This is a genomic window from Zobellia uliginosa (genome assembly GCF_900156625.1).
Lineage (GTDB): Bacteria > Bacteroidota > Bacteroidia > Flavobacteriales > Flavobacteriaceae > Zobellia > Zobellia uliginosa.
The window spans coordinates 148,875-172,932 of sequence record NZ_FTOB01000007.1 but is presented as its reverse complement, the minus strand read 5'-3'; the positions used below and the strand labels follow the sequence as shown (position 1 = coordinate 172,932).

The following is a 24,058-nucleotide window of genomic DNA, read 5'->3' as shown; positions in this document are numbered from 1 at the left end:
TTGTGATCGCTTTGCTAGTCAAGTTTTTTCTATTTATTCCATAAGTCTATTTTTTAAAGTGTTGCTTTTTTAAATTCCCGGGTTATACCGTTCTATAAACCCATTTATGTGTTAGCTGGTCGAAAGCCCTGTCAAGAATGGACATATACCGGCCTGCCCTATGACTATTTCTAAGCTTTTTTAGAGACTCAAGTCCATGAGGTTAAGGCCAAGGGTGGCCTGACAGCGGAACGGGAAACTCCGCTGTTTAAGTCACATCGATCAAGAGATTTTAAGGTCCTTCGATCGGTCTAAGTAAATTCAAAAATTATTTGGCGCCTGTCTTGTAGGTAATATGAATTGCCATTCCATTATTGCCGGCTACCTTTCTTTGGATAGTGGAGGTATTGTTGACCTCCAATCGCTCTATACCTACCTTGGTCTCGGTATCGACCGAAGGGTCATCGTAATAGACCGTAGCGATATAGGCCGTATCATCGTCGAGAAAATCCAAGGGAAGGCTTACGTCTTTTGCAGACTGACCGTTTATTGTTCCTATGAACCAGTCGTTCTTACTTTTTCTGGCAATAGTGCCCAATTCCCCTACTTCTGAGTGAAGCACTTTGATATCGTCCCAAACGGTCGGTACGTTATCAAAAAACTCCAGTTCGGGCACTTCCTTAATGATGGATTTTGCCCCCCCTGCACCGCCACTATCCAAAGTTGCGGTTTCCGGTCGGTCATACCAATACAACCATAACAAGGGGCTATATAGGCACACGGTTTTTGCCAATTGTGACGCATGGGAACCCATTTTTTCGGTAACCCTTGGGGCAAAATAACAGACGGTATTGTCTCCGGCCCCGGCAATCATACGGGTAAACATGGTCATTAGGGTCTGTTCGTTCGAGGGACTCTCTTCATCTCCCCGAATCCCTTCCATGGTCATAAGGTTGGGATACGTTCTCGAATACCCTACCGGACGGTAGTCGTCGTGAATACTCAATACCATTTCGTGATCCGCGGCCTTTCGAACGGCCTCGTGCATCCAATTGGTCCAGTACTGGTCACCGGTTCTCACGAAACCGTACTTTATACCCTTAATGCCCCAACTGCGATATAGGGGCAGAATATCATCCAGTTGTTTTTCCAATTGGTTACGGTTGACGTATACCATAATATCTACACCCTGTTCTTTACCATAGTGAATGACCTCCTGCATATCAAGCGGTCCTGTTGATCTTTCAGGATCGACGGTAACGGTGGAAGCATCAGCTTCTTTTGTAAATTCATTACCATACCACCCGGCACTTTCTATCACATATTGGATATTGTGTTTTACCGCAAAATCGATATAGGCCTTTCCCCCTTCGGTAGTCAAGGTAAGGTCCCTGATGACCTTGCCCGGTTTCATCCATGAGGTATCGGCAATTTTATTAGGTTCGTTCAAGTTCAAAACCAAATAATTGTTCTCTAAGATTTCTCCCGCAGTTTTACCTGCCATTACAAAACGCCATGGGGAAACAAAAGGGTTGTCAAAAGTCACTTCTCCCTCTATATCGGCTTGTAGCGTATGACTTCCATAAGAATTGAGTTTCATTCGCGAATAATTGATTTGCGCCGCTTCGCCAATGGCCACGTACAGGGAGTCCGATAGGTTGATCAATAAAGGACGCTCCATAGACTCCTTTATTTCGTCAACAGGAGTTTTTTTGATCACGCCCTGGGAAACCCGTGTGGTATAAGCGATAGCTCCCTGCTTTACCGAAAATTCCGTTAGTTCCTTTTCAATAGTGACCTTATCCTTATTTTCAGGAAATTCATATCGAAGTGCGACGCCTTCATCATAGGCGCGAAAGCGAAGGTTGTAAACGGGTTCTCCAGAATCCGTCGCTATTTTGACCAAGGCTTCCGAGTACTTTTCAGGATATTCGGTCTTGGTACCATAGGGAGGTTTCCAAGTAGCATTTTGCATTTTGGTTTTGATTAAAGTCGCTTTCAAGCCTTCCGTTGGCAGGCCATCTATACCCAAACCTAGCTTAGATGCTTCAATAATGCCAATGCCCTTATAATCTACATGGTAAATGGCTTCGGACTTTTCATTAAGGTGAAAAACCAATTTATAGTTTCCATCAGGACTCTCTACCTTGATTTCGGAATTCGAGCACGAAATGAAGCCCAGGGTTAAAATCAATAAAAGGGGACGAAGTAGTTTTTTGGTGTTCATAGTCTAGATAATATTTGTTTTGCTGTTAGATGAGTTTGGTATTCGCAAATCAGATAGGGCCAGGGTTAATTCACTTGGTTATTTTCAACCGCCAAATTTGATTTTATAAATTTTAATGCGAGCGTAATCTGATTCTCTACCGTTTTAGGACTGACTTCCATTTCTTGTGCAATTTCCTTTACCGACAGACCATCGAACCGACTCTTGGTAAAAGTTTCCCTTCTTCGTTCCGGAATTTGGGCAACAACCCCCATGAGGTTGTCCAATAAAAAAGTGTAATCGACCGAGTCCAAAGTAGAATAGTCAACAGTTTCACGGTCAACTTCCGAGTCTATATAGTTTTTGCGGGCCGTTCGTTTTATAAATGTCTTTTTAATCAGGTTGAACCCTATAGTAAAGATGTAGGACTTAAAGGAGCATTCCGGCTTGAGGTCAGCTTTCTTTTTCCATATTTTGACAAAGACATCTTGAACCAAACCTTCCGCTTCCACGTGTGATTTTAAATATCCAAATGCAAAGTGATAGAGTCGATTCCTATATTTTTCATATAGTGCCTCATAAGCTTTTATATCGCCCGTTTTCAAATTCACTACCAGAACTTTATCCTTTTCTTCCATCATATTTTATTTTTGCTTCGTACAGACACTCTTACCTATAGCCTACACTAATGCCCCCTTCCTTCTAGCACAAGTGTAAAACCTCCATTTTTCTTTAAGGCCACCTTAAGGTTCCCTTTTTCCGTCAATTGCTTTTTTTCAAGTTTCAGCTGGTCTTCATCAGGGGCATCTTGATAGATAATGACCTCTTTAGGGCCTGAAACTATTTCAGAAAGGTCTACAGAGAATTCCCGTTTTCCCACGGCGCTTATTCCGCCTATATACCAATCATCTCCCTTTCTTCGTGCCATAACGCAGTACTCCCCTGGGTAGCCCGCCAACAATTTCGTTTCGTCCCAGGCCGCGGGTAAATTCTCTAGAAACTTCCTTCCCGGTGAGTCAAGATAGGCCTCGGGGATATCGCACATGCCTTGCCAACCTGATTCAAAAACTACCGAAAGTGCCAATTCATGGGCCATTGTAGTCGTTCTTAAAGGAGTTGAAAATGCCACTGGGGTATAATCCATGCTACCGAGTACGTTTCTCGTAAACGGCAAGGTAGCGTTGTGGTAGGGTGTCAATCCCTTGGCCCCATTGATACTTAGGTAGTATTCAGAACCTTTTACGGCCTCATAACTCATAATATGGGGATAGGTACGGGCAAAACCTCTGGGCGCCTGGGCGCCGTGAAAACTTAACATGAGCTTATATCTCGCCGCATCCTTGATGATCTCTTCCAAAATCCTTCTTGCCTTTTGCGAATAGTCATTGATAAAATCGACTTTACACCCGACAATACCCAACTGATTGTACCTTCCGAAAATATCCTTTCTTTTTTCCGGGGTATCTAAATTTTTAAATTCATCCCAGCCGTAGCACTTTACACCTTTCCCGAGACCATAATCTACTATATCTTTTACCCAAGGGGTCGTTTTCCAGTCATCAATGGCATGGGCCGGTGAATTAATAAGGGGGACATCGAATTCTATATACCCCCAACCCATGGTTGCCGAAAGGTCGATGTACTTTTTTAAGGTTTCCGGGGAACTATTGGCGAGATTATCACCCCACCAAGGAAATGAAGTGACGCCCGCTTCGACCCATGAAATATCGGAGATAGCCGATGGCCGGGCCAAATGGTCCACCATAGAATTTTGGGCGATGACACTAAGTTCCTTGCCCATCATCAATATGCGCCAAGGCGATTTAAAATTCGCCCCGACTACATTTTCACCTTTCTTACCTCCCGGATATATCAGATTCAATTGATCATTGTTGAACATAGCCCCTGCCAAGGGAAAATTGGAGACATCCGATTCGGAGGCCAGCATCCAATTACCAGAATTTGATTCTACCAAAACAGGGAAGGACAAGGCTTTGCTCTGTACGGTTTGGGTACCCGTTTTCTTTTCAAAAATATTCTCGTCCCCAGACTGGTAATCGATAGACCATAATGCTTTCAAGCCTTTAAAATTGAAGGCGGACATTTCTTTGGCTACACTTGTCTCCTTTTTGTTTTCCAGTTCATATCGAAATGAAATGCCTTCGTTAAAAAGCCTGAATACAATCGTAAAGGATTCGTTCTTGGCATTTTTAAAGGTGTATCGCGATTCAGTACAGTAGTTTCTCCTTTCTTTCCGTTTACCCGTTACCATCACATAGCGCTCATCAATAAGCTTACGTTCATGCTGGACAAACTCTAGTTGATCGGAAAAACGATGTTCGTCATCGGCCAAGACAATTCCTAGGGGCGAGGCCTCCAAAACCGTATTGTCGAACAATCTGGCGGAAAAGCGTAATGCCCCGCTCCCCTCGTCAAGTTTCAAAAAAACCTCAATGTTTCCATCAGGGGAAAAAGATTTCGGTATATCCGTTTTTTTCACTGCTCCACACCCACCGATAACCAGTAGTGCAAAGAGGAAAGTGCCCATTAAAAGAAATCTTCCATTCATAACAATCGTTGTTTTTTATTTTTATATATGCCTTTGCCTTAAAGTGCTCAGGTATCTTGCATTAATGCGGACCTTCCCCCGTCCATTAGGTATGTGGTTCCGTTCATGAATTTTCCGTATGCACTACATAAGAAAGCGCAAAAGGCGCCGACCTCATCGGGCGTTCCGATCCTTCCGCTAGGGTGAAGGGCATTGGTGCTCTCGCGTTCCGCCCCTGGGTCGGGAAAAGAGTCGAACCAAGTTTGTGTTCCCGCAGTCTCTATAAATCCCGGAGCTATGCCCACGGCCCTTATCTCTGGGCCCCATTCAATGGCCAAGGACTGTACCAGTCCCCTTAATGCCGTTTTGGCGATGTTGTATGGAAAACACCCCGGTATGGTGGAAAAAGCATGGTTTGAGGTGATAATAATTATGGTTCCATTATCGCTCTTGCTCAAATGGGGTTCACATAATTGGCTTATTTTCCAATGCGATCTCAAATTCAGGTTCAGGTTTTTATCAAAATCCCCATCGCTACATTCCTTACTGCCCTGAAAGGAATTCGCCCCTGCATTGGAAATCAAAAAATCGATTTTCCCAAATTTATCTACGGTACGGTCCACTAGGTTTTTTAGATCATCATCGTTGGTGACATCGGCTTGGGTATACAGGGTAGCCCTCTGGTATTCGGCCCCTTTACCGTGGAAGCTTTGTACATCGGCATGGGATTCTTCCCTTCTTCCACAACCTGAGACGACACAGCCGGCTTGGGAAAATATGGCGGCTATTCCAGCCCCTATACCACTGGTCACCCCTGTGACCAGTACAACCTTATTCTTTAAGTCTATGTTCAGCATATCGATATATTATTAATGATTAGGGTCTATTGATTCATTAAAAAAGAAGACCTCCGGACCTCCGACAGGAAGGTCAATGTTAAAAAGGCTCCCACTTAATGGGTATTCGGCCAACTGTGCTTCAGTAAGTCCTTCTCTTGCCGTCGTGATAAAAAGTTTGCATTGATCATCACCTCCAAAAGCACATGATGTTACATGTGGGGCCGGTACCATTATCTTTTGGATAAGCTCTCCCGTATCGGGGTTCCATCGGGATACCGCGCTTCCGCCCCACAGCGCAATCCATACCATTCCCTCGTTATCAATGGTCATTCCATCGGGGAAACCAAATTCGTCAGGGATGTCGATCACTTTTATCGGATTGGATATTGTTCCTGTTTCCACATCGTAGGAATAAGCGACCACTTTTCTTGTCGGCGAGTCTATATAGTACATGGTCTTATGATCCAAGCTCCAAGTAATACCGTTTGACACCGTAATATGTTCGGCTCTTTTTACATAGCCCATGTCTGCCTCAATACTGTATAAAGCCCCCGTTGCGTTTAGACCTTGGCGACACATGCTTCCTAGCCAAAAGCGGCCTTTTGGGTCACACTTGCCGTCGTTAAACCTATTATCGGTTTTATCTTTTTCGAGTTCTAAAACGGAGGAAAACCCGCCTGTCTCGGTATCCAGTACCACTACACCATTTTCTAAGGCTACCAGCAATCCTCCTGAACGAATGGGCGCAATAGTGCCCACATACTCGGGAAGCTTATAAGTCTGGTTGCTTCCGGTCTTTGGATCGGTAGCATGTATTTCCTTGCCATAGATATCTACCCAATAGACTTTATTCTCCTTGGGATGCCAAAAAACACCTTCACCCAGTGTTGCCGTAGTATTTAGAACCGTTTTGACCATATATCCTTAGTATTTTTATTAAATGTAATACCCTTCCTTGTGTTTTCGTATTCCAGGGTGTTTTTCCATTTCGCTCTCAATGAGGTCCACCCCTAATCCCGGTCTATCCGAAATTACCAGTTTACCCTCTTGAATATTCAGGGGGTGGCTTATTACCTCATCTCTCCAGGGCACATCATTAAAAATAAACTCTTGCCTAAAGAAGTTGGGAATAGAAGCACAAACATGTGAACTTGCCAATGTAGACAATGGTCCATTGGGGTTGTGCGGAGCCACCAAAACATTATAGGCTTCCGCCATTGTAGCCATACGTTTCATTTCACTAGGCCCACCGCACCTCGTTATATCGGGCATGATAATATCGGCCACATAGCTCTCCAGAACATCGCGTATTCCATGGCGCGTATAGTGTCTTTCCCCAACACAGATAGAAACCTTAGGGTCGATGCGCTCCCTAAAGGCCCTAAGGGTCTTCGTACTTTCCGGTCCGGCTGGTTCTTCAAACCAAGCGATATCCAAGGCGGCAAATCGTTCGGCCATGGCCACGGCCACCTTAAAATTCAACATGGCATGCGTTTCGATCATCATGTCCATATCCGGACCGATGGCCTCACGAACGGCCTTACTGATATTGAAGGCCAGATCTTGTTGTGTTTTGGTAAGGGAAAGCTCTGTAGCAAGGTCATCCCCGTAAAAATAATTGGTATGCGCAAAGGGATCAAATTTCAATCCGCTAAAACCGGCCTCCTTTACTTTTTTGGCTTGTTGCACGTAATCTTCGGTATTATGCCCCCCTCCTATGAACCAATAATTGGCGTATAGCGGGATTTGCGTTCGGTACTGGCCGCCTAACAGATCGTACATGGGAACGCCCAACACCTTGGCCTTAAGATCTAAAAGGGCCATATCAATACCACTTATAGCGCACATACTGGCGCCATAAGGTCCGACCCAATTTAAATCACGATAAAGTTTTGTCCATATAAAATCGGTACGCATGGGATCCAATCCTATAATTCGCTCCCCAAGTTCTCGGGTAGCGGCTTCCACAATCTGGCTACCGGGCCAGTTCGTTGCTTCACCAACACCGGTATGCCCGGTATCGGTATATATCTTTAATAGTGTCCAGTTATACTTTACCCCTTCTACCAGCCAAACTTTTACTTCGGTTATTTTCATTATACTATATTCGAATTATTTATTTCGTTTCCATCGTTTAAGGCTACATGATGCCATATGTATTCCATGCATCTACGGCGCTCATTCCGTCCTGTACCGCTTTCAACACTTTTCGTTCGCCCCTTGCTTTTTCAAAGGCACGTTCAAAAACTTCCTTTTCATGTTTTTTGGGTACAACACAAACCCCATCTACATCTCCTACCACGATGTCTCCGGGTTCGATTCGCACCCCTTCTATTTCTATAGGTACCCGAAAATCGATTACCCTGCCCCTAGGCCCTTGGTCTTGCGCATAATTTCCATAGGAAAAAATAGGCATGTCTAGATCCAGCATTCCATGGGTATCCCTTGAATAGCCATTGACCACGGCACCGGCAGCACCGAGTTTTTGGGCCCGGGTCATCATAATTTCCCCGATCAAGGCATAGTGGTCAGAGGCTCCCGTACATATATAGACCTCATCTTTTTTTAAGTCATCCAAAGCCTCGAGCATAAGTCCGAAAGGTTTTTTCAGAATAGGATTGTTCGTGAAAGTCGGGGTTTCCTCAAAAGTATCGGCTTCGAGTACGGTCATGGCCCGTCCTATTAATAACATGTCAGATTTAAGCGGCTGTATTCGGGCCGGTAAAAACTGATGGTACAGCTTCATCTTATCCATAGCATCGCCTACTACGGCCGTAAATAATTCTTTTCGCGCCGCCGCGAACAATTCTTCATCCGTCAGATCAAGTACATTCATATACTCTTTATTTTAAGCATAGGTTAGAAACTCAAAGCTAATGCACAGGAGCACTCCACACCTACACATTATTCACAATAAAATACACTATATTTACATTTTTATAAAAAACGAGGTTAAATTCTGACAATATAAACGATTATGAAGGCCATTTCACAGAAAATCACATTGCCCTCAAATAAGGCTTTCGAAATTAGAAAGGACGAATTGCCCCATTTTTACAATTCATGGCACTTTCACAGTGAAATTGAACTCACCCTAATATTAAAAAGTAAGGGAAGGCGGTTTATCGGTGATCATATCGATCAATTCTCGGCCGGCGACTTGGTCTTGATCGGGCCTAATCTACCCCACCTTTGGCAGAACGACGCCCCCTATTACGAGAATACTTCGGGCAATCATGTTTCGGCAATAATCATCCATTTTGACCCTGAAATTTGGGGAAGCCGGTTTTTGACCCTCGAAGGCATAAAAGCTATAGACGACCTGCTGAAAAAGGCAAAATACGGTATTCGCATAGATGGCCCCACCCGAACGGAAATCGGTGCAAAAATTGAGAAATTGACCCATGTTCAAGGTTTTGAAAAGCTGATGTTGTTCTTTGAGGTGCTGAACGATATTGCAACGAATACCGAACACCAGGTCTTGGCCACTTCAGGTTTTGTCAAATCGTTCAATAAAGGAAACGACGAAAGACTGGACAAGGTGTACGAGTACGTTATGGAACATTTGACCGAAAAAATAGATTTGGACGAGGCGGCAAAGCTGCTAAACCTTTCCAAGAGTGCATTCTGTAGATTCTTTAAAAAGAAGACCCGAAAAACATTTTCCCAATTTGTCAAGGAAGCGAGAATCGGATATGCCTGCAAGCTTTTACAGAGCAATGACCTGTCGACCAGTCAAATCTGCTATGAATGCGGGTTTGACAGTTTCACCTATTTTAGTCGCTCGTTTAAAACGATCACAGGAAAAACCCCTACCCTTTACAGAAACCAATATAACTTCAATTCAGATTAAATCGATATGGGCTTTGGTTATTGGGCATTGACCATTAACTCAAAGTATGGTTATTTTTGTGTCTTCCCTAAGCTTTGACGGTGATATCAAATTGTAACTCCCATACCTCGCTAGGCTTCAAATAACGGCATCCAACATGATTGTTAAACGCGTCAGGGATACAAGTGCAGGGTTCCAAGGCTATACTGTTTCGATGAGGAGGAATATACACTTGCATATACGGATATCCCTTTGTGCTAATTTCTATCTCCCTGCCCTTTACTGAATTTATCAGTTTTACTTTTGAAGCATTCCCTTTTTCCAAAACAAAACAATGATTTAGTTCAGTAGCTCCTATAGGCTTCAAATCGGAAGCACCAAAGGTATCTACCAATTCACCTGTCGGAACCAAATCATGATCAATGACGTAATATCCTTGTTGTCCCATTTCCAAGCTATAGACATCGGCCTTTTCAGGTGCCATAAAATAGGGATGCCACCCATGTCCCACCGGGGCCGTATCACTACCTAGGTTTTCAATTACCGTATAGATTGAAAGCGTATTACCGGAAAGCCTATAGGTATTGGACAACAATAGATCAAAAGGGTAGCCCCTATGGTCGTGTCGATATCGGTATTCCAATTTGACCTGACCATGACTTGCCCCTATATCAACAAGCTTGAACGGGCGATTATAAATTAAACCGTGAAGGGCATTTTTATAGGGATGATCATTAAGTGGCAATGAAAATTCTTCGCCGTTAAAAGTATAGTTCCCTCCTTTGATCCTGTTAGGGAAAGGAAACAACTGTGCCCCGGCATAGCTGTTTACGGTAAAATCTTGAAATTCCTTTTCATTACGTGCCCCCAAGAGTACTTCTTCGCCCTTGCAAACAAAAGAATTAAGGCTTCCCCCATAATCGGGTATTAGCGAAAATGAATTTTCCGTTTCACTATCGATGCATTTCAAAATAGTATGACCATCGATTCGGGTTCTTCTTATATCGTTTTTTCTATGCGCCACCTTGGTTCAATTACGACGTGCCGTTTTTTGTATAATCCCCTCTTTTTTATGTAGGGAAACAAACGAGAAATCGGTATTATTTCTATATATAGTTGCCCTGATATCAAGACTTACAAGAAGCCGGTCTTTATGTCGTTATGCATCGAATATTTTTTCGATTTCCTCTAGGGTCTTGTTCTTTGTTTCAGGAATTCTATACTTTACAAACAGAAAACACAAAACACAAATGCCAGAAAATAACCAAAAAGTACCATACGCCCCCATTGCTTTATTCAATATTGGAAAGCTGTACGTTAACAAAAAACAAGCTACCCACAGTCCTGTAGTTGTCAATGACATAGCTGCCCCCCTTATACGGTTCGGAAAAATTTCGGATATCAATACCCAAAAGACAGGTGCCAGTGTCAATGCATATATGGCAATTGCAATTACTACCAATACTACTAAAACAAAACCCTTTAAAGAAAAAAAGTAGAATAGACCTATACAAACATACAATAGCCCCAGCCCAACAGAACCTAACAGCCATAGGTTTCGTCTCCCCCATCGATCAATGACCCGCATTGCTATTAACGTAAAAATCAAATTCACAATTCCAGTTAGAATAATATTGAAAAGGGCATCGCTTACCCCATATCCCGCACTGGTAAAAATTTCTTCCGCATAATTAAAGATGACGTTGATACCGCACCATTGTTGCAAAAAGGCCAGTACGACACCGGTAATCACAAGTTTTTTGTTTTTCCCATTGAACAATTGGGATAAGCTCACCTTACTTTCAGCACCTGTAAGGTTTTCGTTTATTTCCGATTGGGTCTGTCGGGCATAATCTTCGCCACCTATGTTCGATAGTATTTTCAGGGAAAGTTCCTTTTGTGAATTTTTCGACAGCCATCTAGGACTTTCAGGAATGGCAAAAATCAAGATAAAGAACAGTCCCGCAGGTACCAATTCCGCCCAAAACATCCATCGCCATCCCATCTGACCGTTCCAAGATTCAAGTATTTGGGTGTTTGTAGCGTTTGGCACAACAGGTTCAGCTATTGCATAATTGATAATCTGAGCCGCTAAAATTCCGACCACGATGGCCAATTGATTCAAGGATACCAATCTCCCCCTGTAAATCGACGGGGATACTTCGGCAATGTACATTGGTGAAATGGTAGACGCCAGACCAATACCAAGTCCCCCAAGGATCCTAAAAACGATGAATACATTAAAATCATTGAACCAACCTGTACCAAAAGCGGAAACTACAAACAAAAAAGCGGCCAGCCCCAATGGTTTCTTTCGGCCGAAACGCTCGGTTATTTTACCTGCAAAGGCGGCCCCAACAATACATCCGATCAGGGCACTGCTCATGGCCCATCCTTGTAAAGAAGGAAGGTCGGCGATCTCAAAAAAACGTTCGTAAAATGGTTTGGCCCCACCTATAACCACCCAGTCATAACCAAAAAGAAGGCCTCCCATTGCCGAAGTAATCGATATAAAAAAGATATATCTAAAATTGAATTTGTGCTGCATGCTCTATTTTAACAAGATTAGTATTCATAATCAATATGGCTACGATCAAAAAGAAAATCAACTCAACGTTTTATTCGCTTTCCATTTTTGTAAGTTGAGGGGTCTACATCCCAAGTATTTTCAAATACTTTCTTCCTTACCGTTTCATAACCTTCACACTTTATTTCAAACAGACATTGTGCCGGTCTTTTGTAATATGATATGTCCTTAAATATCACCTCGCCTTTTTTTGCCTTTTGCGAATACGTATCGAGTAATGTACCGTTTTTATCGTAAACATTCAGCGTGACCTTCTTATTGCTGTTCTTGATCAGTTGTCCTCCTGCCTTAAAATTCAAGAATACCGTTACATTATCGGGAATCCACCCTCCATCTGAATCTAATTTCACCTTTTCTGGAGGATTCATCCGGACTTGCATCTCCCCCTTTTCTGATTTCGTAATAATGGTATTCCCTCGAATGTTTTTAAATGAGGCCTTTACTTTGATCTCACCTGTTTTATAGGTCGAGTTAATATGAAACAATGCATTCCCGTTTTCGAAGGCGATACTGTCTTTTTTCATGCCGTTGTCGCTCAAGGCCTCCCCTTCAATGTCTATGATTAAAGGTGATGCTACGTTCAGCACCCTTACACCATTCGCATCATATACTTGGCCCAAGAACTCCTGTTCGTTCTCTCCATCGGCGACCAATACCGTGTTTTTAACCGACATTTGTAAGCTTACCGGCTTCCCATAAACCGGAATTTTATGTAAAACCGTTTCTATACCATTACCTTTCACCGTTATTTTTCCTATTCCAGGACTATCCCCAGATATTATGGAAAAGTTCGCCCTTCTATCCACAACATCAATTTGAAGCTCCTTAGAGCCATCACCAAAGGCAATCGGACCTTCTAAAGAAACACCAATAGTTCCGACAGCTTGTTTTGCATTTTGAAAATGCATTGCTATTTCCGCCTTGCTAAAACTGTCCGCAGGCAAGGCCGATATATTTGACTTCAATAGAGGTATAGGTTTCGATGGAAACTCAATTTTAATGTTTCTTGCCCTTTCTGTGGTTTGCGCATCGGCTTTCCAAAGAATTCGCTCATACTTAGCTGTCGGTGGTATTGTTGCCAACGGATCAATACCTTCGGTTTGTAAATCGAACTTCCATCCCTTATCTAATTTAATGATAGCTTTTTTGGCCTTGGTGTCGAAGTACCATCCATTATTCGAATCGTTATATTTTAGGTCGTCGCCATTTGCGAAAAACATCAATTCTTGCCCATCGACCTGTATACTCTTCGGTTGGGTCAACGTATGTGTCTTGATCACATAACTGCGTTTTGAAGGCATGTTTTTATAACTTCCTTCTCGTCTCGATATATTTATTTCAACCGTGTTTTCCCCTTCCTCTGAAGTAATTTTGGTCAACGCGTGTTTTCCTTTTTCATAGTCATAGGAAATACCGTCATCTTCATATAATTCATAGGAGGATTTCTTGTACGGATACACATCCAAGACTATTATTTCGTCTTCCGTCTCCCCTATATAGTTATTTACCTGCCCCATAGGAATAATGGCACCGGCCTTTACGTATAATAATCCCCCCATATATTCCGGCCATTCACCGTCAACGTATTTCGCTTCTTCAATTTGGTGCACCTCGCCAGACCAATAATCGACCCATTTACCTTCGGGAAGGTAAGCACTTCCATAATTACCTTTTTGGGACCCTGTCCAGAAATCAATCTTTTCGCCATCGGGGGCGTCATCCCAATCACTTAGCGCCAGTAAGAACCAATCGCCCACCATAAATTGCGATGCCATATTAAAGGTGTTGGGGTCTTTTGTATAGTTCAGAACCATCGGACGTTCTATAGGAAGTGCCGTCTTATGCGATTGCCATAAAGACGAATAGAAGTAGGGCACCAAACGGGAACGTAAACAGGCGTATAGGCGATGGCTGTTTTCTATAGATTCCGAATATAGCCAAGGTTCACGGTAATAGGCCCAACTATCAACCACCGAAAACGGTGTAAAAAAGCCCTGATGCCACCCCGCAGCATACGGATTTCTTATATCATAGCTCACCATGGCGTGACCTGAAAGACTTGCATTTAGCATACCATTGGAGGCCTGAAAATCTCCGGCCCATTGAAAGGGCCAACGATGGGAGGCCACCGATGCATTATAGGCATGAAACATAACGATAGCCCTTTCGCCCGTTAACTTTCGATACTCGTCAAAAAGGGTTTCGCTATAAAGTGAGTTGGCTACATTATTGAGTTCTTCGCCATTCATCAATACATCTTTAATTTGATTTTTGGCTAAAATGGGACTTAACAGTTCTGAACTCAAAATACTTCTGGGATAGGGGTCATCTTGTTTGAACATCTTTACACCAGAATTTATAATGTTCTTTCGTTTCGCGAACCACTTTTTTCGCACTTTCGGATCTGTAACGTTTTCAATAGGTGCAACGCCTGATTCCCATAAATCTAACTTAAAACCCATATCAGCCAACTCCTTTATCATATGTTCTGGATTCGGAAAGCGTTTTTTACTCCATTTCCAATCCATAGAATAGGCTACTTCTTCCCATCCAGGCTCAAGGGCCATAATATCAGCTGGAATTTCCTTGGCCCGAAACTCTTTGGCCACATTTATAAAATCTTCACTATTGCCGTAATATCTCAAACGATACTGTAGCCCAAACGCCCAACGCGGCACCATTTGGGTTTTGCCCGTCAATTCGGTATATCGATCGAGCAAATTTGGAAAATCGGGGCCATATATTATATAATAATCAATGAGCCCCCCATTGGAAGATATGCTGTAATAATCACAGCATTCCGCATCGGTTTTATTCGTGAAATCAAAGTGTTGATTATGAACATTGTTAGAATAGAAAGCATAGCCACGCGTACTCATAAAATAAGGCACAGTCGCTCCCTTCCATCGATATTCCCTCTTAAAGGTCAATTTTTTACCTCGAGCATCCAAGGTGCTTCGCATAAACCCAAAACCAAAAAAATGTTCATCGGCGGGCATATCGAAATTCAAGATATTTCCATCACCCGTTTGTGCTCCCAAGCGTTTATTTTCACGAAGGATAAGGCGTCCCTCTTTGTCGGTTACCTCAATACGAAAAGCCTTCTTTTCTACTTTAATGTTTATTTTGGAAGTGGCAATGGTATAACTATCGGGATTTTCGTTTACCTCAAAGGCTTCGTTCAAAAAATCGTTTTTGACAAAACCCAATTGTTCCATCGCAGAGGTTTTAAATAAACCATCCGTGGAAATCTGAACCCTTATCATATCACTTGAAAGAATACTGAGCTTTGCCTTTTTTCCATCGGCGCACTCAAAAACAAGGGCTTGGTCGGTTTGCCCGTATGAGATTACCCTACCCAGGGCTTCTTGGGCAAGACTTTGAAAAAAAGCCGTTAAAAAAGCAAAAAGAAGTATTGTACTACGTTTATTCATGTTCCAGGAATCGTTTAAGAAATATTAGATGATACTAAAAAAATTATCGGTAAAGGCTCTACTTATCACTGTATTGCTTTATAATCAAGACGGGTAGCAAGCCAAATGAGACGCTAATTACTATTCCCTTTCCTCAAGTGTTCAGTTGATTTCCTACTTAGCGTCTCTTAGTACTTTTGTTACTGTTTTGATTTTGGCCTCACTGGCAAGGGCAGGAAGCCCCTGCCAAAAAAAAGTGTTCCATGTTTCTATTCGAAGGCTTGCCTGACTTTCTCGGTCAGTGCTTCAACCGCCTTATTGCAAATCTTGTTTCCATTTTCAATATCGGCAAGACTCGGTTTTCCGTTAATACCGCCCGATTCTGGATCCAACTCGTATCGTGAAGCTATTTTATACCACGGTTTATTTACCTCAAAATCACGTACGGCTTCCATTTTGGAGGGTGTACCCACAGCCATAGCGACTTCTGTTTCCCCCTTATCCGCATGGTGAATACCCGTTATGCCGCAATCGCTCCACCAGTTCCAACAGACCCCTTTAAAATCTGGATGTGATTCCCATATTTTAAAGAAAGCCAATTCGCAGGCCGTTTTATTGGCCCCATGTCCCGTTATAAAAACAACTTTCTTAAATCCGGTTTTATAGAAGCGCAGTATCAGGTCTTGAACTATGGCCATAAAGGTTTCGACGGTCACCCCTAGCGTACCGGGGTAATCGCGCATTTCATCCGCAAAACCATAATTTACGCAAGGTGCGAGAATCGCCCCCGTATTTTCGGCCACTTTCCGGCTAAAATAATTGGCGGTATCGATATCGACGCTTGTAGCCAAGTGCGGCCCATGGGCCTCTACCAACCCTAAGGGTACTATAACCGGTATAGCCCTATCTAGTTTCCCAATCTCTTCTGATGTTAATTTTAGCCACTCTTTCATTTGCTCACTTATATAGATTACTGTTAGAAACCACTTTTTGTTTACTCGATAATCGAGATTAAATACTCCAAGGCTTGCCTCGAAATCAAGGTGTATCCCTTTTAATACCGCTCCTCGGGCTTGCCCCGAGATAGTTTACCATGGTTCCAAGATTTCCCTTCTATTTTGAAAAAAGGCATATATAGATTATATCCTAAAAAGAGGTCTAGCCCCTAACAGGAAGGTCATAACCCTACCGATTTAGTTCTTAGTGGAAAGTTTTTCCCTTAACATCGCCGCGGCACCATAGACGCCCGCATGCTCTTTAATAGTAGATATCTCAATGGGGACACCTTTGTTTTTCGGATAGCGAAATACGCGTTTATTGACTTTTTCCCGTACATCGTCTAGAAAAAGGTCGGCCGCCAAGGTGGCCCCTCCGCTCAATATGATTTTTTGGGGACCGTAGGCATGGGTGGCATTGATAAGAAGCACTGCCAAGTGTTCCTTCCACAATTCCAACTCCCTTATACACAACTCATCTCCATTTCTACAAGCTTCCGCTATTTCCTTAAACCCTATACGGAAGGGGTCTTTAAAATAACTCTCGGACAAGACCGAGGGAAGGCCTCTTTGAATTGCCGTCTTCACTTGGTTTACCAAGGCGGTTGCCGAACACAAGGTTTCTCCCGTACCATAATTTCCAGTCAGGCAAAATTGCTTATTGCTGGCGTCCATCACCAAATGTCCCATTTGAATACCGAAATTAAAATGCGGGTCAACCAAAATCTGTCCGTTAATGATTACCCCAGAACCTATGCCGGTACCCAAGGTAATGACCACAGCCCAATCGACATCTTTGGCGTTTCCGTAATATTTGGCCGCATAGGCTGCCAAACGGCCATCGTTCTCTGCGAAAACGGGGAGGTCAAAGGCCTCCCTGAGCATAGGCACTATAGGAAACCCCTCTAGTCCTTCAAACTTTCCCGGTAATAAAACCACGCCCATATTCGGGTCAACCGGACCTGTAAGTCCCAATCCAATCCCGATACAGACACCATCTTCTTCGGATTTGGGCAAGCGATTCTTTATCAATTCCTTTACCACTTCGAGCATAGCATCGGCTCCCAAATGTGCATTTGAATTTACTTCCTCGGAACGGTATAGCTTTCCTTCCGAATCGACAATTCCCGCCTTTATTCGGGTACCGCCAACATCTATTGCTATTGTGTAGTCTTTCATTCGCATAATTTTGCCCCTTATTGGGGAGCATCTACCAAGGCTCCTTGTTTTTTCAAGATCGCCCTTAATTCATCCGTATCGATATCGATAGGAGCACATCCTTTTTGCAATGCCATTGACGAAGCCACACCTGCGGCCTCCCCCATTACCATGCATTGCCCCATAGATCGCACACTGCTTTGTGCAACGTGGTTGGCCGAGAAGCATCGTCCCGCCACCAAAATATTACTACTTTCCAAAGGAACCAGGGTACGATATGGAATTCCTACCGTTTCCCCATTGGGAATATACTGCCATCGAACGCCCTCTCCATCGTGATGGTCTTCCATTGGCGCACCGCAAAGTCCGATCTGGTCTTTGAACTTACGCCCCCCCAAAACGTCTTCGGACGTCAGTCTGTAATGCCCGTATACCCTTCGGGTTTCACGAACCCCTATCTGAACCCCAAAAGTAGAGAGTTCCGACTTTTCATAGCCCGGAACATATTCCTTTAAAAACCGAATGTACTCCAAAGCCTGCAATCGCCCTTCCATTTCGGCATCGGACCATAATTTCGGGTCAGCGGCATTGAGAACATTTCCATTGACGTCTTTTTTATAGGACGACAAGCGGGTCATAATGGTTGCCGTCATATGATCCACGGGTGTGATATGGTCACTACCTTCCTTTCTAGGTAAATTAAACCGTCCCGTAGCGGCAGCTTTTTCCATTAAAGTATTGATTTCCGCCTTGGATATCGTTTTTCGTTTGACTAAATCTACATTGGTCATTTTAAACGTGGTAGTCAAGGTCTGCGCCGGATCGATAGCCCCTGCCAATTCGTAAGGGATTCCGGCCTGATGGCAAATATCAGCATCACCGGAGGCATCGATCAGTTGTTTGCATTTGATATATTGGAGTCCGCTTTTTGTAGCCACGACCAAACCGACCACCTTGTCGCCATCGGTTACCGTATCTTGTACCCAAGCGTTTAGCAAGATTTCGACCCCGGCGTTTTTGGCCAGTTGTTCCCATACCACTTTGAGATATTCCGGATGGTAGGTAACCCCGGTACCCGCTCCGAAAGAATTCGGGCGTTCCAAATAGGCATTGTAGCCCGCCAAGCCTTTTACAACATCGTTGGCAATACCTCCCACGACTTTGGCCGAACGCTCCCCGGGGGTGTAATACCCGTAAAACGTATCCAATACGGCCGTGCTGGTACCTCCTAAAAAGCCTAAGCGTTCCAATAATAATACCCTTACCCCTCTTCTACCTGCCGCTATGGCCGCAGGGCAACCTGCGGAGCCCGAGCCTACTACAATAAGGTCGTAACTATCGGATATAGGCAATGATCTGTTGTATGTTTGCATAATTTTACTTCTCTTAATTTTGATCAGGAAATACTCCAGCCTGCATCGACCTTTAGTACTTCCCCTGTAATAGATTTGCTTTGGTTACTTAGAAGGAATATGGCGGACGAAGCCACGTCTTTGGCTTCCATAACCCCTTCTTCAAGAGGTTGTTTCTCTTTCATAAAGGCCGTAATGGCCTCGTCTTGGGTGGCCCTGGCACTCATTCGCGTCAATGCCAGTCCGGGGGCGATCGTATTTACACGAATCTTGTTCAGCGCATACTTTGATGCCATAGAGGTACTCATACTGATTATGGCCCCTTTAGCCGCGGCATACCCGATCGTACTGAAAAATTTTGGCTCGGGAGACAGCCCCAAAATGCTCGACATATTGAGAATACTTCCCCTCAGGCCATCTTTATCAGGGTCTTGGGCCAACATTTGCCGTACTACTTCCCGGCACATTCTATATTGGGTGGTTACATTGGTCGTCATGGTAATGTTCCATCCTTCTTCCGTACACTCGTGTACCGGACCATCACCAAAACGTCGGCCACTAATTCCCGCAACATTGAAAAGTCCGTCTATACGTCCATGTTTTTCAATACAGGCCTTTACCAAGGCGGGAGCTACCTCTGGATCGACCAGATCGCCAACGATATAATCGGCATCAAGGCCATCTTTTCTAAGTTGATCTTGAAAGTCTTGGCAGCGCCCGGCATCACGACCTATGTAAAATACCTTTGCCCCCTTTGCGAGGGCCATCTTAATGGTTTCCGCTGCAATACCGGAAGAGCCTGTTATAATAAAAATCTTGTCTTTCATTTCTCGGGTCATTGTGCCATTTGTGCACAGTGCATTCAGTTTTTCTCAAATGGCCGGGCCACCCAAGGGTTATTGGATCGGTTGTACGCGGTTGGGGTTATGGCTGGCAAGGGCATATCGCTTTCTTTGATCATCTAACCATTCATCATAATTGTCGGTAGTATCGGCGATATGCATATTCCGCAACACATAGTGTTTTACCCCTCTCTTATCCAGCTCCTTAATGGTCAATTCATTCAGGCTTTGTGTTACCGAAATGGCACCTACCGTAGACAGGGGACATACATTATAGCGGTCCGTTTTACCTTGAAACTCAACCGACAGGTCTCCATTGGGCATTGAATTATCAATAAAATAGCCATTGGGGTTCTCTTCCAAAATATGGATCAGGTTCTTCCCCCCGCTATGGCGTGGCGGAATCTTGGCCGATTGGGTCGCGCTGGCAATACCTATAATTTTTAGACCGGGATATTGCTTGCTAAACTCGGCGGCCATGTCAACCGCGGCAGGGGTGGTGCCTGTAGCGGTAATCACCACAAGCACATCTTTAGGGCCGAAGTGGATTTCCTTTAAAAGTATCTTTCCTATGCCCTCAATTTTTTCGTAAAACTGGTCTACCCGAATACCATTGGCCCCGGTGACGTCATTAAAAGTAGTAATGGCATCGGACAATATGGGTTTAAAGCCCGTAAGTGCCCCCATACGTATGACCGTCTCCTCTACGGACTGACGGGAATGCCCATTAGCATATAAATGCACCAGACCTCCACTTTCTATAGCGTCGGCGTAAAATCCGGCTACCTGCTTTAATAGTTTTTCCTGTTTTTTTAGACCTTCCTTCACTATATCTAGTTGATCTGGAAATGTTAGGCTCATAGTATCTTTATTCGGTTAATAAGTTTCGTAATATTTCGGTGTCTACCGTTTTATTGATTTGTCTCGAACGGTAAACGTAAGAATCGGCCGCAGCAATGATGCAAGACGACTCATAAGGCGTATCATCTTGCAGATACGATGTTCTTTCGATAACCAAAACGATGGGTGATTTTAGTTTTAAAATATTGATTTCATAAGCGGTAGCCTCCCTAGCATATACTTCCTCATCGGCCGAAACACCGATAAGTCCGTAATTCTCTTCCAAATAGGTATAAATCGATTCCTCAAGTTTTATTTCTTCATTAAACCCAGGCACCAAGTGCATTGGCATTTCATTATACATTAAACAAATAGGCCTATTATCGATCAATCGGAGCCGTTCTACATAAACGGTTTTCTGACGGGCCTTTAAACCCAGAATTGCCGCAACCTTATGGGTCGGAGCCTTTTTCTCTATTTTCGTCCAAGCCGTACTCGGTACTTTTCCCTGACCGATTATAGAGTCCGTCCAACTCGATACGCCCACATGGCTATCAACAATTTGGGGCTTCTTGACGGTTGTGCCCTTTCCTGCCTTAGATTCTACGTAGCCCATCGCTTCCAATTCCTTAATAGCCCTTTTGACCGTAATCAAACTAGTCTCCGTTTCTTTGGCGATTTCAGATTGGGTGGGAAGTAGATCCCCTGGATTGAATTCCTTCTCTATCTTCTTTAAAAGGTAGTCGTAAACCTTATGATATAGCGGTATTTTATTCTTCAAATTCCTGAATTTAAATGTGTTCTTATCAAAATACCGGAATTTACGTTAAAAAATATAATAATATGATCTACCATGTCCTTCAATGTCTCTGTATTCACTAGCAACTTAATTCGGCCGGTTCAATTTGGACCAACTTGACCTTCGGCTTGGCCTTGTACCGTTTAGACACCACATCGATATCCCAATGCGCCTTGATGAATTTTAAGGCCGCCGTTATTTGGTTCTCCACGGTTTTCGGACTAACGTTCATTTCCTTGGCGATTTCCTTCACGGGAAGACCATTGAACCGACTCTGGATAAAGGTCTCCCTTCTCCTTTCCGGCATTTCGCCCACTAGGTTATTCAACCATTCCATCATAAAATTATATTCGATTTGGTTCTCCGTAGAAAAATCGAACCCGTGTATATTTTCCTTTGAATCAATATACTTACGTAATCGCTTCCTCTTATTGAACACCTTTTTTACCAAATTAAAGGCAATCGTAAAAATGTACGACTTAAAGGAACATTCCAATTTTAACGATTCACGCTTCTCCCAAACTTTTACAAAAACATCTTGCACCACTCCCTCTGCCTCGATTGGTGACTTTATATACCCCAAAGCGAAATAATAAAGCTTATCGCCATAAATATCAAACAGCTTGGCATAAGACAGGGCACACCCCAACTTCACCTTCCCTACCAATAAGTGATCCGGAGCATCTGTATGTACAGCCTCTAATTGTTTTGTCGGAAGGGTTTGGGTTGTTGGCATTGCTTTTATTTTTATTTCCTCAAATATTATAATAATATATTATTTGTGCAAATAAAAAATGATTTTTTATCAAAAAACCTACTCAACATCTATTAAAACATCAATATTACCTCTTCAAAAATGAACAATTACAAAAACAAGCTAACTACAGCCTAGCAAAAAGCACCCATGATTTTACCCAAGGGCGATTGTCTGAAGCTTGCATTCGGCCCGGCCAAACCCAAACGTCGTTCAAAGAGTCAGTGGATACAGGTATGCGGTATAGGCCTTATTTTAAAGTTCCGGCCATGCGAATATGCTAGTTGGCCCTATTCGTCATTCCAATGGCGGATTATGATTTCTTGTAAATGGGGATATTTATCATCTTCTTCATTCAGTTCTTTTCTCGTGCTTTTCAGCTCTGCCTTCATTTGTTGAATGATGTCTTGATATTTGGGATTTCGGTACGCGTTGACCAGTTCCCCGGGATCGTTTTTCAAATCGTAGAATTCCCATGCAGCGGGAGTAGGCTCCACTTTATTGGAATGTTCCTCATCGTTCCAATACATAGAAAGGCTTCCTTCTTTTTCCAGGTTATGGTATCGTCCATAAAAAAAGATCAACTTGTAATTTTCACTCCGTAGTCCAAAATGTGCAGGTATGTCATGGTGGACCATCTGCATCCAATAGCGATAATAGGTTGCACTACGCCAGTCATCGGGTCGCTCCCCTTCCATAATAGGTTTTAGGCTTTTCCCTTGCATATAATCGGGAGCCCTTCCTCCGGCCAGTTCAATCAGGGTAGGTGCAAAATCGGTGTTGTTGATGAGATAACTGGTTCGTGAACCCGCTTTTATCTTTTCCGGATACCTCACGATAAAGGGCATATGTATCGATTCTTCATACATCCAACGTTTATCCTCAAAGTCGTGTTCACCCAGCATCATGCCTTGATCCGAGGTATATACGATGATGGTATTTTCCCAAAGCCCTTCTTTTTTTAAATCCTCAAAAAAACGGCCTAAATTATCATCGACCCCTTTTACACAGCGCAGATACCGTTTTAAATACTCCTGGTAGGCGGCACTTGTTCGCTCTTTTTCCGTAGGCAGATTCCCCGTCTTGTATATATCCACATAATTTCGGTTTGGGTGGCGACTCGAGATCGAGGAACCGATAACGTGTAGCAAACTATCATTTTTTCCCCGTGTGGCCTCAGAGCCCCAATGAGGTTGATCGTAGAGGCTTTGGGGCTCAGGTATTTTTACATCTTCAAGATACGATGTATACCTAGGGTTAAATTCAAACATATCATGAGGTGCCTTAAAATGATACATTAGGAAAAAAGGCTTTTCGGGGTTCTTCCGGTTATGCACCCAATTCAAAGCTTGGTCCGTGACCACATCGGAACTATGTCCTTTGTATTGCACCGTATTATCGGGCCACTTTCCTTTATCTTTAGCCCTAAACTCTGGGTCAAAATATGTACCCTGCAAAGGAAAGACCTTATAATAATCAAAGGCCTTAGGTTCTTGGTGCAAGTGCCATTTTCCGATCATGGCCGTTTCATAGCCCAGTTTTTTGATTTCTTGGGGGAGGTATTGTTTATTGGCGTCAAGTTCGTTCCACAGATCGAGAACACCGTTGGTCTGACTATACTGACCCGTAATGATGGAGGCTCGACTTGGCGTACAGATACTATTGGTCACAAAGCAATTTTCAAAAACCATACCCTCCTTCGCCAAAGCATCTAGGTTTGGCGTAGCCCCCAGATCGGCCAAACGACCTCCGTATATTCCTGTTGCCCCGGCAGCATGGTCATCGGTCATGATAAAAATGATATTGGGTTTCCTTTTAATCTGAGCGACGGAAAGCTGAACCATAAACAAGGTACAGATTACCCCTATCCCCTTAAGCGTTATAACCGAATTACGTTTAAATTTTACCATATTT

The 24,058-nt window shown here is 43.4% G+C and carries 19 protein-coding genes; 1 reads left to right on the top strand and 18 read right to left on the bottom strand.

Features of this window, described 5'->3' with window-relative positions; translation table 11 throughout:
• Positions 1–307: 307 nt before the first annotated feature.
• The 7 genes from BW980_RS19220 to BW980_RS19190 form a co-directional block, all read right to left on the bottom strand.
• Positions 308–2,206 carry a glycoside hydrolase family 97 protein gene (locus tag BW980_RS19220; protein WP_076456783.1) on the bottom strand — a complete coding sequence of 633 codons (1,899 nt, stop codon included), beginning with the start codon at positions 2,204–2,206 and terminating at the stop codon, positions 308–310.
• Between the two features lie 65 nt (positions 2,207–2,271).
• Positions 2,272–2,823 carry an RNA polymerase sigma factor gene (locus BW980_RS19215; RefSeq protein ID WP_175609926.1) on the bottom strand — a complete coding sequence of 184 codons (552 nt, stop codon included), beginning with the start codon at positions 2,821–2,823 and terminating at the stop codon, positions 2,272–2,274.
• A 47-nt stretch (positions 2,824–2,870) separates the two neighbouring features.
• Positions 2,871–4,754 (bottom strand): glycoside hydrolase family 97 protein, encoded by a 1,884-nt coding sequence (locus BW980_RS19210; RefSeq protein WP_083690548.1) that lies wholly within the window; start codon positions 4,752–4,754, stop codon positions 2,871–2,873.
• A gap of 47 nt (positions 4,755–4,801) precedes the next feature.
• A complete protein-coding gene (locus BW980_RS19205; protein ID WP_076456780.1) occupies positions 4,802–5,590 on the bottom strand; it encodes an SDR family NAD(P)-dependent oxidoreductase in 789 nt (262 codons plus the stop codon).
• 12 nt (positions 5,591–5,602) lie between these two features.
• Complete coding sequence (locus tag BW980_RS19200) at positions 5,603–6,490, bottom strand: SMP-30/gluconolactonase/LRE family protein (RefSeq protein WP_076456779.1); 888 nt, start codon at positions 6,488–6,490, stop codon at positions 5,603–5,605.
• A gap of 18 nt (positions 6,491–6,508) precedes the next feature.
• Positions 6,509–7,669 carry a mandelate racemase/muconate lactonizing enzyme family protein gene (locus BW980_RS19195; protein ID WP_076456778.1) on the bottom strand — a complete coding sequence of 387 codons (1,161 nt, stop codon included), beginning with the start codon at positions 7,667–7,669 and terminating at the stop codon, positions 6,509–6,511.
• Positions 7,670–7,712: 43 nt separating this feature from the next.
• Entirely contained in the window at positions 7,713–8,408 is a 696-nt protein-coding gene (locus tag BW980_RS19190) for an RraA family protein (RefSeq protein WP_076456777.1), read from the bottom strand.
• 141 nt (positions 8,409–8,549) lie between these two features.
• On the opposite strand from BW980_RS19190, the gene BW980_RS19185 reads away from it, so the two are divergent.
• Positions 8,550–9,425: an AraC family transcriptional regulator gene (locus tag BW980_RS19185; protein WP_076456776.1), complete on the top strand. Its 876-nt coding sequence runs from the start codon at positions 8,550–8,552 to the stop codon at positions 9,423–9,425.
• A 67-nt stretch (positions 9,426–9,492) separates the two neighbouring features.
• On the opposite strand, the gene BW980_RS19180 is transcribed toward BW980_RS19185, so the two are convergent.
• The 11 genes from BW980_RS19180 to BW980_RS19130 form a co-directional block, all read right to left on the bottom strand.
• Positions 9,493–10,428, bottom strand: coding sequence for an aldose 1-epimerase (locus BW980_RS19180; RefSeq protein WP_076456775.1), 936 nt, complete (start codon positions 10,426–10,428; stop codon positions 9,493–9,495).
• Between the two features lie 135 nt (positions 10,429–10,563).
• Positions 10,564–11,952, bottom strand: a complete 1,389-nt coding sequence (locus BW980_RS19175; RefSeq protein ID WP_076456774.1) for a sugar porter family MFS transporter — start codon at positions 11,950–11,952, stop codon at positions 10,564–10,566.
• Between the two features lie 62 nt (positions 11,953–12,014).
• Complete coding sequence (locus tag BW980_RS19170; RefSeq protein WP_076456773.1) at positions 12,015–15,425, bottom strand: TIM-barrel domain-containing protein; 3,411 nt, start codon at positions 15,423–15,425, stop codon at positions 12,015–12,017.
• Positions 15,426–15,673: 248 nt separating this feature from the next.
• A complete protein-coding gene (locus tag BW980_RS19165; RefSeq protein WP_076456772.1) occupies positions 15,674–16,357 on the bottom strand; it encodes a creatininase family protein in 684 nt (227 codons plus the stop codon).
• A 240-nt stretch (positions 16,358–16,597) separates the two neighbouring features.
• A complete protein-coding gene (locus BW980_RS19160; protein ID WP_076456771.1) occupies positions 16,598–17,578 on the bottom strand; it encodes an ROK family protein in 981 nt (326 codons plus the stop codon).
• A 17-nt stretch (positions 17,579–17,595) separates the two neighbouring features.
• Complete coding sequence (locus BW980_RS19155) at positions 17,596–18,930, bottom strand: FAD-dependent oxidoreductase (RefSeq protein WP_076456770.1); 1,335 nt, start codon at positions 18,928–18,930, stop codon at positions 17,596–17,598.
• A gap of 23 nt (positions 18,931–18,953) precedes the next feature.
• Positions 18,954–19,736: an SDR family NAD(P)-dependent oxidoreductase gene (locus BW980_RS19150; RefSeq protein ID WP_175609925.1), complete on the bottom strand. Its 783-nt coding sequence runs from the start codon at positions 19,734–19,736 to the stop codon at positions 18,954–18,956.
• Positions 19,737–19,805: 69 nt separating this feature from the next.
• The gene (locus tag BW980_RS19145) at positions 19,806–20,612 is read right to left on the bottom strand and encodes a sugar isomerase domain-containing protein (RefSeq protein WP_076456768.1); all 807 of its coding nucleotides are present in this window, start codon (positions 20,610–20,612) and stop codon (positions 19,806–19,808) included.
• A 7-nt stretch (positions 20,613–20,619) separates the two neighbouring features.
• On the bottom strand, positions 20,620–21,372 hold the full coding sequence (locus BW980_RS19140; protein ID WP_076456767.1) for a GntR family transcriptional regulator: 753 nt from the start codon (positions 21,370–21,372) through the stop codon (positions 20,620–20,622).
• A gap of 97 nt (positions 21,373–21,469) precedes the next feature.
• Positions 21,470–22,126 (bottom strand): RNA polymerase sigma-70 factor, encoded by a 657-nt coding sequence (locus BW980_RS19135; RefSeq protein WP_076456766.1) that lies wholly within the window; start codon positions 22,124–22,126, stop codon positions 21,470–21,472.
• 308 nt (positions 22,127–22,434) lie between these two features.
• The gene (locus BW980_RS19130) at positions 22,435–24,054 is read right to left on the bottom strand and encodes a sulfatase family protein (RefSeq protein WP_076456765.1); all 1,620 of its coding nucleotides are present in this window, start codon (positions 24,052–24,054) and stop codon (positions 22,435–22,437) included.
• Positions 24,055–24,058 lie beyond the last annotated feature (4 nt).

Coding starts and splice junctions, on each gene's coding strand:
- BW980_RS19185 (WP_076456776.1), top strand. CDS start 8,550: ATGAAGGCCATTTCACAGAAAATCACATTGCCCTCAAATAAGGCTTTC.
- BW980_RS19170 (WP_076456773.1), bottom strand. CDS start 15,425: ATGAATAAACGTAGTACAATACTTCTTTTTGCTTTTTTAACGGCTTTT.
- BW980_RS19190 (WP_076456777.1), bottom strand. CDS start 8,408: ATGAATGTACTTGATCTGACGGATGAAGAATTGTTCGCGGCGGCGCGA.
- BW980_RS19175 (WP_076456774.1), bottom strand. CDS start 11,952: ATGCAGCACAAATTCAATTTTAGATATATCTTTTTTATATCGATTACT.
- BW980_RS19145 (WP_076456768.1), bottom strand. CDS start 20,612: ATGAGCCTAACATTTCCAGATCAACTAGATATAGTGAAGGAAGGTCTA.
- BW980_RS19210 (WP_083690548.1), bottom strand. CDS start 4,754: ATGAATGGAAGATTTCTTTTAATGGGCACTTTCCTCTTTGCACTACTG.
- BW980_RS19200 (WP_076456779.1), bottom strand. CDS start 6,490: ATGGTCAAAACGGTTCTAAATACTACGGCAACACTGGGTGAAGGTGTT.
- BW980_RS19135 (WP_076456766.1), bottom strand. CDS start 22,126: ATGCCAACAACCCAAACCCTTCCGACAAAACAATTAGAGGCTGTACAT.
- BW980_RS19160 (WP_076456771.1), bottom strand. CDS start 17,578: ATGAAAGACTACACAATAGCAATAGATGTTGGCGGTACCCGAATAAAG.
- BW980_RS19130 (WP_076456765.1), bottom strand. CDS start 24,054: ATGGTAAAATTTAAACGTAATTCGGTTATAACGCTTAAGGGGATAGGG.
- BW980_RS19215 (WP_175609926.1), bottom strand. CDS start 2,823: ATGGAAGAAAAGGATAAAGTTCTGGTAGTGAATTTGAAAACGGGCGAT.
- BW980_RS19150 (WP_175609925.1), bottom strand. CDS start 19,736: ATGAAAGACAAGATTTTTATTATAACAGGCTCTTCCGGTATTGCAGCG.
- BW980_RS19155 (WP_076456770.1), bottom strand. CDS start 18,930: ATGCAAACATACAACAGATCATTGCCTATATCCGATAGTTACGACCTT.
- BW980_RS19165 (WP_076456772.1), bottom strand. CDS start 16,357: ATGAAAGAGTGGCTAAAATTAACATCAGAAGAGATTGGGAAACTAGAT.
- BW980_RS19220 (WP_076456783.1), bottom strand. CDS start 2,206: ATGAACACCAAAAAACTACTTCGTCCCCTTTTATTGATTTTAACCCTG.
- BW980_RS19205 (WP_076456780.1), bottom strand. CDS start 5,590: ATGCTGAACATAGACTTAAAGAATAAGGTTGTACTGGTCACAGGGGTG.
- BW980_RS19195 (WP_076456778.1), bottom strand. CDS start 7,669: ATGAAAATAACCGAAGTAAAAGTTTGGCTGGTAGAAGGGGTAAAGTAT.